The organism is Anabaena sp. CCY 9910 (genome assembly GCF_963920875.1).
In the GTDB taxonomy this organism is placed as follows: domain Bacteria; phylum Cyanobacteriota; class Cyanobacteriia; order Cyanobacteriales; family Nostocaceae; genus Trichormus; species Trichormus variabilis.
Genome location: NZ_CAWUDJ010000016.1, coordinates 20,726 through 32,966 on the forward strand (window position 1 = coordinate 20,726; position 12,241 = coordinate 32,966).

A 12,241-nucleotide genomic window follows, 5' to 3' on the forward strand; every position below is an offset into this window, starting at 1 on the left:
TATTGCAACATCTACACTGGTTAATTAGTTTTTAGCAATTTCAGAAATCTCAATCAATTCCCGAACTGTATCGGCTATTTTTTCAGGATCTTTGACAAAACGACAAAAGGGTATTTGATGTGTCCAAGCCTCATAAAAAGCTTCATTTTTGTGGTAGGAATTAGGGAGAAAAATATGGGGAATTCCCATCAAAGTAGAGAGAATATGACCATGTAGCCTATTTGTAATAATTAGCCGATGTTGTTTGAATTGGTAAACTCCCTGATACATATAACTCCAAGCTTTGCGATGTGATTCAGGGTTATAAGCTTGAGAAAAAGCAGTAGTATAGGGATGGAAATATTTCCATATTTGACGAGTAATCCATTCATCAGGAAATAATTTGCCTTGTTCCCAACCGTGGAAGATTCTGGCGAAACTTTGAATTACAGAATTATTCGGTAATTTTTTGTAAGAATCGCTCTCATATTTATAAGAAGCCCAATCTTCTACTATTAAATTTGGCAAGTCAAGGTTATTAGGAGAACTAGCTTGATTTACATTTAATTCCTTATCGTTTCTAAAATGATAAAGAATAGAACTTTTATTTTGATATGAAGAAGCTATCCCCGGAGTATTAACTAGTTGAAATGCTGCGTCAGGTGATTTAATAATTCGACAATTGTAGAAATAATTTGTTGCTAACTGGTAACTGTAGTTATCCCGAACAAATATAGTTAAGTTTGGGTGTGAATTGAAGATGCGAGCAGCCTTAACTAAATTATCTTCTTCTTGGAAATAAATACTTTGGGGGAAAATGATAATTGGGTTTTCTTTGTATTCAGATATAATATACTCTCTAAAATTCTGAAACTTTAGCCATAAATCACCCAGATTTCCTCCTCCATGTAAAAAAATGGGAATTTTTGTAGAAGATTTGTATTTATCCATTTCTTGGACTGAGAAATTTTCAACACTGGCATTATAAGTAATTTGGGACTGGCGAGTGTTGTGCAAATAAAGCAATTCTCCCAGCCAAATTAAGTTGTCACCAATGTTTGCATGGTCAGGATAATCTAGAAGAATACATTGTTCAAAAGGCTCTATTTTACCTAAAGCTTCATGTAAGTAATTTTTGACAGTTTCTGGTGTTGTGAGATTAAGGACTTGTATCATGTGTTATTACCTATAGAGTAATGAATTGTTTTTTGTAAAAAGTGCGGTTAACAACCCAAATGTTAAACATGGGGGCTATGAATAGTTGGCAGATAACAACTGCGATCGCTACATGAATAATTCCTCCATGCACTGATATTAATAGTCCAGTAGAAAATAGTATTGTATAGATTAAGTTCCAATAGAGAGTTAAGCGGGTTTTGCCCATTGCGTTAAGCAAAAGAAATGTAGCTCTACCAAATTGTAGGCTTAAAGCAGATAGACAAATTAGCATCAATACTGGAATAGCAGATGACCATTTCTGCCCAAAAATAATCGGAACATAGATGGGAGCTAAACAGGTTTGCAATAGAATTAAAGGTGTGATTACAAAGTAAGCTTTTTTCAAGCTACTAAAGTATCTTTCTTTGAGTTGGCTTAAATTACTCCGCACTTCACAAAGGTAAGGAAATAATGCTGAACCAAAGGTATTAATCACGCTCATGCTAATACCCAAGCCAGCATTAAAAGCAAAATAATAAATACCTAATGCTTCAATACTTAAAAAGCCACCAATAATGAGATAATCTATATTTCCTCTTAATTTACCTAGTAACTCAATCGCTAGTAAGTCTGCCCCAAAACTAATAACTTCTTTATATTTGTCTAATTTAAATAATTTAGGTGGTCGCCAAGAATGATTTCTCCAGGTGATGATAATCCAGACTGGAGTTGTCAACACCATAGACCAGACTATAGCCCATACACCCATACCCATGAGGGCAAAAACCACAATAATGATATTGCTTAATAATGATTGAATAACGTTACATAATGCTGTAATTTTTAGTCGATTTTCCCGTTCAATGATGGCAGAGTTAACCAAAAACAAAGGAAACATTAAATAGACTAAACCAACTGTACAGATTGGTAAAACCAACTGTTGGTTTTTATAAAACTGAGCAATCGGAAAAGCAGCAATGCACTGGAGTAAAAAAATCGCTATGCACAAAATCCAGTTCAACCAGTAAGATGTGTCACAGATAGTTTTCACATCCTGCTCATCAGCTTGAACAATCTTTGCGCCAATTCCGCCTCTGAAGGTGAAAACAGTGGCAAAATCAAACACTGTATAAACAACCGCCATTAATCCATAGTCTTGGGGGCTGAACATCCGCGCTAGAGTGATGGTTGTTCCCAGGCGGAAGATGCGATTGGCTAATTCTGCGGCTCCTAGCGCGCCAGCATTGCGAATAAATTTGTTTGATAGTGACTGTTTAAACTTACTGATGAGCATGATGTGGGTTCTGACCTAAGTAGGTCGGTGTAAATAATTATTGCTGGAATAAGGCAGGGGGCAGGGAGCAGGAAGAGAAGTCGCAAGGAGGGTTTCCCTCCGGGCGAACTTCGGGAGCAGGGGGAGAAAGCGTTTGAGCCTTATTTACATTTCTTTAGATAGTTTGGTTTTATTGCATAGACTTACTTAAAATAAAGTCTCGTAGTTGTTTGCCAACTATTTGCGGTGCAAAGTAACTCTCTACACGCTGTCGCGCACGTTTACCTAACTCCCGTCCCCAGGCTTCATTGTCGAGAACTTGCGCGAGTGCTTGCGCTAAGGCTGTCGCATTTTCTCGCGGTACGACTAGGCCGCCAGAAATGTCTCCACCTGCAAAAATGTCCGGTACACCAGGAGCGTCAGCCGCTACTACTGGGAGACTACAAGCCATTGCTTCCAAGGGTGCAACCGGAAAACCTTCTTGACGAGAGGGGAGGGTGTAAACATCAGCAGCCGAGAGATAGCGTTGCATGATAGCGCGATCGCTCACAAATTCATTCAGCCATAACACGCCTTTTAGCTGCATACTGGCAATACGCTGGTGCAATTGTTCGGCATCGCTACCTGTACCTACAATTAGTAGCCGCAGGTTAATATCTGGACGCTGATTGCAGATTTGCTGCCAAGCTTCTAGTAATATATCTAGCCCTTTGCGCTCTATCTCTACTCTGCCATGCCAAACGACTACCCTTGCATCCAGGGGAATATCTAGTGCGGTTCGTGCTTGCAGGCGATCGCTTCTTTGCCAAGTTGCTATGTCTACAGGGTTGAAAATTTGCCCGATTTTGCTAGCGCCAATCCCGTAAGCCGATTGGATGCGTTGAATCTCGGTTTGGGTAGCGACAATAACACCCGCACAGTTGCGAAAAGATAAGTGTCGCCAGGGAACTTCTAGCCAACTCTGAGTGCGATCGCCTCCTTGGAAGGTGGCGAACACGGGAATACCTGTCATTTTTCCCAGGAGTGTACAACTGTCGAAGCGCGCATACTCATATTCCTGACACAAAATTGCTTGACAGTTTTCGCGCTTTAGTTCCTCAGCTAATAACCCCAGTGGTGTACAGAGGTAGGTTCCCACACTCTTCGCCAAATCTTTCACTGGTGTCAGCAAAGAACGGCGAATGGGATTGCTATCTTGAATCTCCTTAAAAGATTGAGCTGTACTAGCGCCATAAACATTCAGAGACTTACGCCGCAAAGCACGGTAAGGACGATATGTTGGGGATGGGGGTAAAACGCAGATTTGGGTATTGGTGGGTATATGAGTAAAGCGTGATGGGCGCTCAACACGGGCGGAAATGCAAAATAATACCGTCCGCACACCAGCTTCCTTGAGAGCGTTGATATAGCCAAACATCCAGCTACCGACGAACTCCTGACAGAAAGTCTCGAAAGAAATATTAATGCTATCTAAGAAGTCATCAATCAAATCGTAACAGTGGAGTAAGGCGATCGTTGGTTGGGGAATTTGTAATTCTTTTGTATTTGTGTTCTGTAGCTCTGCAAGTTCGTAATTCAGAATATTTTTCATGCTTCTAACCTCGGAACATTCAGAGAAATACGTTGTTTTGTTAACTGCAAAACATAATTAGTCACCTGTGGGGGAAAAATCTTTTTCAAGAGAAACTTGATTAATAACTTTTGAGTTGTTTTCTCTAGTAAAATCTTTTGATTTAACCCAATTGCTGCCAACAAATGTTGTTGCGCTTGGCTAACTGCAAACTTGTCATCACGATGTTGAATATACAAACTTGAGCAATAGAGATGAAAGCTACTCATAGTATATTTTTTCAAAAATTGCAGTTCTGGTGGTGCTGCTTGATAAGCCTTTTCCATTGCTATGAGACAGGCTTCTTTCATCACCTCAACTTTAGATGACATTGCCCCAGGAGTCCGACGATAAAATATTTGGTATTCAGGGACTACAACAAAATCCCAATGAGTTGCTAGGCGCAGCCAATAATCCCAATCTTCACAAGATTTGAGCATCGGATCAAATTCGCCTACTGAATTAATTGCTTCCTTACGTATCAACGTATTTGAACCACTGTGAATAAAATCACTCACTAACAGATTTTGATACACATTTCCGGTAAAAGAGTATTGAGATGAAGGCAAATATGCTAAAGGTTCTCCTTGTTCATCTACATCCATAAAACAAGTCCAACTGTAGGCAACTCCAGCCTTTGGGTTCTGTTGCAAGGCTTTTAATTGCCTTTCCAGTTTATCAACAGTCCATAAATCATCTGCATCAAGAAAAGCGATAAATTCTCCAGTTGCATGAAGAATACCACGATTACGCGCTACTGGTAATCCCCCATTTTTATAGTTAAAAATTTTTAGTCGCTCATCTTTGATACTTTGAATAATCTCTGGAGTTCCATCCGTAGAACCATCATTAATAACAATGATTTCCCAATCAGTAAAAGTCTGGTTTTGTACAGACTCGATTGTTTTTTTAATAGTCAATTCTGCATTATAAGCAGGTATGATCACAGAAATTAATGCCATATTTTTTCATGAATAATAACTAGCTTCGGTCTTAATTACTCTCATTACTTTTGTAAAGCTAACTTGACCCGCCGCATAGTGTGAAATAATGGCAACAACTTACTATAGCCATCAGCCCCCAAACATCCCATGAGATTAATAGCTATACTCAAGCGGATATATTCTTGGGAAAAGCGTAAACCGGGATAGTAAACCAAAGCTTGCTGACAAAACTCACGAGATTTTTGATAATCTTTCTGAAGACTTTGTAGTGGCTTCCAAGCTAGGCAAAGGTAAGTAAAACCATAACTTTTATTTTTTAAAACCTGTAAATCTGGTGATGCAGTTGCAAAAGCTTTTTCAATAACTATGGCAAAACTTTGTGCCATTGCTTCCCAATTTTTAGAAGCACTATTTGAGCGTTGTCTGTAGTGAACTAAGGCTTCTTTGACAACCTTAAAATCATAACTTGTGGCAATGCGTAGCCACATATCCCAATCTTCTACATAAGAGCCTAAATTGCGGTCAAATAAACCTATTTTTTCAAAACAGATTTGACGTACCATAGCCACGCTACCGCACTCAACAATATTATGTTCAGTCAACTGCGGCCATACATAACCTTCCACCTGATTTTTAAATATTTTTCCTGTTGATTTACCCTGCTCATTAATATAAGCAACCCAGGTATAAACTAACCCGACTGCTGGATTTTCATCCAAAACTTTTACTTGTTTTTCTAATTTAGTCGGCTCCCAAATATCATCAGCATCCAGAAATGCAATATACTCGCCTGAAGCATTCAGAATACCAGTATTTCTTGCTCCTGCTAATCCTTGATTTGCTTGAGAAATTAATTTGATTCTAGGATCTAAAATTTGAGAGACGAATTCTTCAGTTTTATCAGAACTACCATCATTAACAACTATCACTTCAAAATCGTCATAAGTTTGCCTGAAAACACTATCCAGTGTCTCTGGTAAATAAGGCATAGCATTGTAAGCAGGAATTACTACAGAAACTTTCGGCATATCTTAAAATTCTCCTGAATATAACAAGTAAACTTAGGTAATCTCCTCGCCCCTCCGCGCTTTCCTCCGCGACCCTCCGCGTTTAAAAACATAAACCCTCAAGCATTGGCAGTTTTTCTAGGTTGAAAAGTAAGAATTAATGGTTTTTCAATGAACGAATGAACTAAACAGCCAAACACAATAGATATTGCAGCAATTAAAAGACCAATACTATTTAAAACAAAAATATTTTCGGTCATACTGGGATAAATCTTTTGGATAAGTTTGCTAATATTATTAATCGCAAATCCATGTGCCAAGTAAATAGAGTAAGAAGCATCACCTAAATATACAAGTAAGGAAGGAACCTGAATATTTTTTGTGTTCTCTAGAGAAACACAACCTAGCACAAGCAACATAGAAGGAATACCAAAGGTAATGACTTGCGACAGATTGACAATTTGATAGTGATAATTAATTGCCGATAATGTGTAAAGAAAAGCGCCAACAGAAATTAAAACCATGCCCCATTTAATTTTGGATCTAGCAAATAAATATGCTGCCAAGCAACCCAAGGCAAATTCCAGATTATAATGACTGAAAATGAACTTAAGAAATAAGCTATCTGGTGGTAAATTCAGTAATCCCCAAAAATTACCGAATACACCTAATAGCCAAACACCAACTATAGGGAACGAAATTCTAGTTGGTAGGGCGATTAATAAAGCAAAAATTATATAGAATAAAATCTCATAGCTTAAAGTCCAACTTACCCCCAAGAAACTGCTCGAAAGAATTTCTTGCTGCTGGGGGAACAATGTAAATGCCTTGAGCGTTTCAAGAAAGCTTCTTTCTGTACTGCTGGGATTGTAAGAAAAGGTAAAAGAAGCTAACAGTTTTAGGCTAAGAAAAACCCAGTATATGGGGTAGATACGTAGAAATCTTTTGAATAGAAATTTAAATGTTTTACTTTTATTGGCAATGTCTTTTTTGTGAACATACAAAATAATAAATCCGCTCAAGACAAAGAAAAAGTCTACACCGGAACCACCGAAATTAAATATTTTGAACCAAAAATCTTGACCAAAATTTTGATTAAAAATCAAGTCTCCATGTGCAAGGACTACCAGCACTGCTGCTAACCCCCGCAACACTTGGATAGTATAAAGTTTTTTCTTAGGTTGAGAATTATCAGCCATGATGCTTCCTTATTCTTAATCTGTGTAATCTGGAATTTAAGAATGTTTATTTTGAATTTTGTTGGCGCAGCCTTTCCATAGGCTATTTTGAATTTTTAATTTTGAATTGTATTACGTTGTTGGCTCGGCGTTCCAATCCCAACCCGCCACCGCCAGCAAAGTAAACCAATAAAAGAACAACATGGTATGACTCCAAACATTTTCGGTAATCATCCCCACAGGAATGGTTAAAATAAGTGCTAGTAAAACCAAGCAAAGACTACTCTGTGTTTTATTAGAGAGCGATCGCCTCATTAACTGCACAATTCGCCCTATCTGTACGCCAAAAAAGGCTATAAAGCTGACTAAACCGACAATTCCGCCTTCTGTTAATGCCCGGACATAATCGTTATGGGCATATAACCCGTTACTGGCAATATGTGTAGTCACGCCCAACCCGTAACCGAACAGTGGGTACTGTTTCCAGGCTTCGAGTAATTCGTGCCATTGAGCAATTCGCCAGTTGAAGCTGTTATTGTCGCTATAAGATAAGAGAATTGCTCGCCATATATCTATATCTGGATTGAGCAATGGTGTTTGTGCTATTGATCCCAGCCGTTGTTGTCCAAACTCTGTACTACCAAACAGAAATATCACTAAGCCGAAGAAAAACGCCGCACCGATAAGTTTCAATAAACTTAATCTGGGAGCAATTAACACCAGCATAAATACAGCCAACATCATCAAGCTAAACAATGCTTTTGTGCTGACATAAAAGAAAGCCAATAAGCCCAGCAACAGCAACCAAGGCCAGCGTACTTTGGTAATAGTTAGCTTCCACGTAGTCAGACCAATAAACAATAACAAGAAGGTGGCAAAACTGTTGGGATGTCCAATAGAGCCTCTAATGCGAGAACCTTCCGCCAAAACCCCCCCAGACAACGGTGCAAACTGGGATGGCAAAATCCCAGGTACGAACATTTGTAAAAGAGCGATCGCCAGAGGTATGACTAAAGCCCAAAATAGAAGATTGATTACTGTTTGGGGGTGAGTTTTTTCCTTTAGCTGCATGACTAGTAAATACAGCATCAGCCAGGAGAACAAGCGAACCCATTCTCGCAAACTAGTAGCAAACACCGCGCCATCCAGTCCTAGTCCACCTATAGGTAACAGGACTAACCACATTGTTTGGAAAATTACCCAAGCAACGAAGAACCACAAAAACCAATCGGTGTGAACAGTACGCTTTTGAAACAACAGAACGACTACATATAGTAAGGTCAGGATATCGATAGCGATCGCAAAAGCCGAGGGTAAGGGCGGAGAAACAATACCATCTATGGCACTGCGAATAATCAAAGCGCTCAATACAGCTTGCTCTAGGTTTCTGAAAAAGAAACCCAGTACCACTAATGAAACTACTGCTAAACCAGGTAAAACCGGACTAGCACCGGCAGCAAACCCGGCAATTAAACCGATAGTTATCACTCCTAACCAGATGGCTAGAGCAGAAAAGTTAATTGAGCGCTGATAATTCCTCATCTTCAGTTCGACCTAGAATCGTTAGCGGAATTTCTGGTGCTACTACCCAGAGATGTTAAACGTCTCAAAGGTCTAGATAATATCGAGGGATATTCCTCTGATGGGTAACGGTAGTATTTTTCTGTACCACTTGTCATACCATTGACCACTACCCCCAAAACGGGAATGCGATTTTGGTTGAGTTCTGATACGGCTCGTTGTAAAACCTCCTTCAGGGTAAAACCGGGGCGTGTGGTGAGGATGACTCCATCACTCATCTGACTCAAGGTGGAAGCATCAGCGCAGGCGCTCAAGGGTGGGGTATCAATAATGACTAAATCGTAGCGTTGGGCTGCTTCTGCCACCAAAGACTTCATCTCGGCTGACTCTAGGATCTGGGAAGGTCTTCCTCGCAATTCGCCACAAGTCAACACCGAAAGATTTTCTATGGTTGTTGACTGCACCGCACTGAGTAAAGGTCTAGTCCCATCAATTACATCTGTAATTCCTGGTCTGGGAGGTAGATTAAATAAGGTATGTTGTGAGGGTTTACGCAAATCTGCATCAATAATTAATGTCCGTCGAGATAACATGGCAGAAACCGCAGCCAGATGGGAAACAATAACTGACTTACCTTCTCCAGCCAGGGGGCTGCTGACAACTATTACCTGCAAATTGTCCACATTGCGAAACTCTAGATTCTTCAGCAGCATCCGGTAAGGTTCCACCAAACCCAAGTCATCAAGAAATTGTTCGGCTGGTTCCAGACTCAGTTTGGTAGCAGGAAGACGGGGTAAAACTCCCAACAATGGTAATTGCAGTAACTCTTCTGCTTCTGTCGCATCGCGCAGAGTGTTGTCCATAAGTTCCAGTAGCAATACCAACCCTACTGCCAAGATGCTGCCAAAGAACCCAGCAATCACCAGTACTACTGTACGTTTGGGGGATGTGGGTAACTCTGGGGCTACAGCCGTTTCGATAATGCGGATGTTGCTAACTTTCTGCGCCTCCGCAATCTGCGCTTCTTCTAGCTTGCTTTGGAGAAACTTCAGTGATTCGGCGGCTTCTTCCCGTTGACGTGTCAAGACGGTTAACGGTTGCTGTTGAATAGGGATGAGTGCCAAACGACTTTGAATATTAGCTCTCATTTTCTGAATAGCATTCAGCTTATTTTCTACGGCTAAACGCGTAATATCGTTAGTGATTAAATCAGAAATAAGGGTTTGACTAATTTGGTCATTGGCTAAATTCTGAAAATTAGCTGTTTGTCCACTAGAAGATACCCTAGCCATTTGCTGTCCATACAAAGCCCGGATTTCATCCCTTTGCTGGACTAAATCTAAAACTGTGGGATGGGCTTCTTGATATTTGGTACGTGCTTCTATCAGCTTGGTTTCTATATCAGTTAACTTGGTGCGTAATACCTTGAGTTGTTCGTCTTGTCCTTCTCTAACAGAGGCGTAAGCGGTATTGATATTTTTCGCATCTGTCACTTGGCGTAAAGATGCGTCACGCGATCGCGTTTCTTGGAGTTGTACCGCCAAGATGCGTTCTTGATTTTCCAGTTCCGCTAAACTACCCACGAGACTCCTAGTCTGATCATCTGTAGCGACAACGCCGCTTTGCTGTCTGTATTTAGTTTCCGCGAGTTCTGCTTGTAGTAGCCTTTGACGCGCTATGGGTACTTTCTCAGCCAAAAATTCCCTTACCTTTGTAGCCTCAGAACTGATGGTTTTGATATTTTCCTCCACCATCGCCTGGGATACAGCATTGAGAATCTGCGCTGCTTGATTTGGATTGGGACTTTGATATCTCAAATCTAAAATGTTCGTCGCTGGGACTATGATCACTTTCAAATTTGAGCGAATATCCGAAGCTGTTAGTGGTTTTTGTGTGGAACTATCTTTTATCGGCGGATTGAGTTTAGAAATAGCTAGTTGCAAGACTGTTTGTGACTTCAGTAACTCTGCCTGATCTGCTAAGGGGTTACGTCCAATGGCTGTAGAGTTTATCTGCGTCAAGTCACGCCCCAATTCAGACACACTCGCCTTTTTATCATCTAACATCAATCGTGCTGATGTTTCATACAAACGTGGTGTCACCGCCAAGTAAGCAAATGATGCTCCGATGACAGCTGCAAACACAGTCACCGCCGGAAAGCCTCTGCGTCCCAAGACCCCCAATAAGGTTGAAATGCCTTTTCCCATTACATATACCTGTAATTCACAATACTCTACAAGAAGGCTTGCACCTGTGTGATGAAGCAGCCAGAAATGAGAATCTTCTGGATTCTGACTTCTGGATGTGTGCAATTATTCTTTACTGCCAACTCTGGCTAGACTAACTTCTCTAGAATTCGCTATCCCGACTGGTTGAGATGAACTTAACAGCGTTTTGTATAGTTTGAGATTTTCCGCAGTTATATGCTCCCAACTATAATTTACTTGAATATTTCTTTGGGCATTTTTAGCCATTGCTGCTATTTGTTGGGGATGATGAATTGCCCAATCCAAGGAACTCACTAAAGAGTCTGTATTACCAGCCATAAATAGGGTTCCCATGCCTCCATTAATCAATTGTTGGTGAGGCAGAATATCGCTGGCTACTACTGGAACACCTTCCTGCATAGCTTCCAGCATTGCTAAAGGTAATCCCTCTAAATCAGAGGGTAAAACAAACATTCCTGCACCGCGAACAATTTCCCATAAACGAGAGCCGCGCAGTTCACCTGCAAAAATAATATTGGGATTATTAGCGACCTTTTCTAATAATTGAGAGGTATAAGATTGAGTATCGCTAACACCTCCGGCTAATACTAGTTTCCATCCTGGTGCTTGTAATTTAGAGAAGGCTTCAATCAGCAAATCAGGACGCTTTTCGGGAACTATTCTGCCAACAAATATCATGTAACGCCCAGGCTCTAGACCCAGTTGTTTACCATAGGTAAAACTGGGGTCTGATTCACCGTAGCTTGCGGGAGCGTTGGGGATATAAACCGTGTCTCGTCCATAGGTTTCCGCAAAGTAGGTTTTAAGAGCATCAGAGACAACAACCATGCCGTGAGCAAAACGGACGGCTGCCTTTTCTCCACTTTGAATTAGCCGAGTCGAGAAGCTACCCCATTTGGCGCGTTGCCAATCTAAACCTTGACAAGTAACTACAATTTTCGCTGAGTTGGCAACTCTGGGTAGGAAAGTGAACAAAGAGGGGCCAAGAGCATGGAAATGTACAATATCATATCTCTCTGCGGTTGCAGCGATCGCTCCTAACGCAGAGGTGATGAATGCGTCTGCTCCTCTAGCAGCTATCCCAGGTAAGGAAATGACTCGCACACCTTGAAAATCATAATTTCCCAGCCAAGAAGTGTCTGTATATGAAGAACGGGCGAATAAATCCACACTATGACCTTGTGCAACTATCCGAGGATATACTTCTGCACAGTAATGCTCAATGCCACCCTGTTTAGGAGGAAGACCTTTTGCACCAATTACAGCAATTTTCATAGTCATGATGTTGAATTCTTTGATGAGGGAACACACTAAAATTAAAGACAGTTGGGAAAACTGTCTGTT

Annotated in this window: 9 protein-coding genes; all 9 read right to left on the reverse strand. The window is 40.6% G+C overall.

Translation table 11 applies throughout. The features are described from left to right. Window positions 1-24: 24 nt before the first annotated feature. The 9 genes from ACM5QX_RS13865 to ACM5QX_RS13905 all read right to left on the reverse strand — a co-directional run bounded on the left by ACM5QX_RS13865 (window position 25) and on the right by ACM5QX_RS13905 (window position 12,172). On the reverse strand, window positions 25-1,155 hold the full coding sequence (locus ACM5QX_RS13865) for a polysaccharide pyruvyl transferase family protein (RefSeq protein WP_414754037.1): 1,131 nt from the start codon (window positions 1,153-1,155) through the stop codon (window positions 25-27). Between the two features lie 10 nt (window positions 1,156-1,165). Next, a complete protein-coding gene (locus ACM5QX_RS13870; RefSeq protein ID WP_414754038.1) occupies window positions 1,166-2,431 on the reverse strand; it encodes a lipopolysaccharide biosynthesis protein in 1,266 nt (421 codons plus the stop codon). Between the two features lie 169 nt (window positions 2,432-2,600). Continuing rightward, on the reverse strand, window positions 2,601-4,001 hold the full coding sequence (locus ACM5QX_RS13875; protein ID WP_414754040.1) for a glycosyltransferase family 4 protein: 1,401 nt from the start codon (window positions 3,999-4,001) through the stop codon (window positions 2,601-2,603). After that, entirely contained in the window at window positions 3,998-4,981 is a 984-nt protein-coding gene (locus ACM5QX_RS13880) for a glycosyltransferase family 2 protein (protein ID WP_414754041.1), read from the reverse strand. Before ACM5QX_RS13880 ends, ACM5QX_RS13875 begins: the two co-directional genes overlap by 4 nt. A 44-nt stretch (window positions 4,982-5,025) precedes the next feature. After that, window positions 5,026-5,991 carry a glycosyltransferase family 2 protein gene (locus ACM5QX_RS13885; RefSeq protein ID WP_414754042.1) on the reverse strand — a complete coding sequence of 322 codons (966 nt, stop codon included), beginning with the start codon at window positions 5,989-5,991 and terminating at the stop codon, window positions 5,026-5,028. A gap of 98 nt (window positions 5,992-6,089) precedes the next feature. After that, window positions 6,090-7,169, reverse strand: coding sequence for an acyltransferase family protein (locus tag ACM5QX_RS13890; RefSeq protein ID WP_414754043.1), 1,080 nt, complete (start codon window positions 7,167-7,169; stop codon window positions 6,090-6,092). A 111-nt stretch (window positions 7,170-7,280) separates the two neighbouring features. Beyond that, window positions 7,281-8,690, reverse strand: coding sequence for an O-antigen ligase family protein (locus ACM5QX_RS13895; RefSeq protein WP_414754044.1), 1,410 nt, complete (start codon window positions 8,688-8,690; stop codon window positions 7,281-7,283). 2 nt (window positions 8,691-8,692) lie between these two features. Further along, entirely contained in the window at window positions 8,693-10,876 is a 2,184-nt protein-coding gene (locus ACM5QX_RS13900; protein ID WP_414754045.1) for a GumC family protein, read from the reverse strand. Between the two features lie 105 nt (window positions 10,877-10,981). Beyond that, window positions 10,982-12,172, reverse strand: coding sequence for a glycosyltransferase family 4 protein (locus tag ACM5QX_RS13905; protein WP_041456617.1), 1,191 nt, complete (start codon window positions 12,170-12,172; stop codon window positions 10,982-10,984). Window positions 12,173-12,241: the final 69 nt, after the last annotated feature.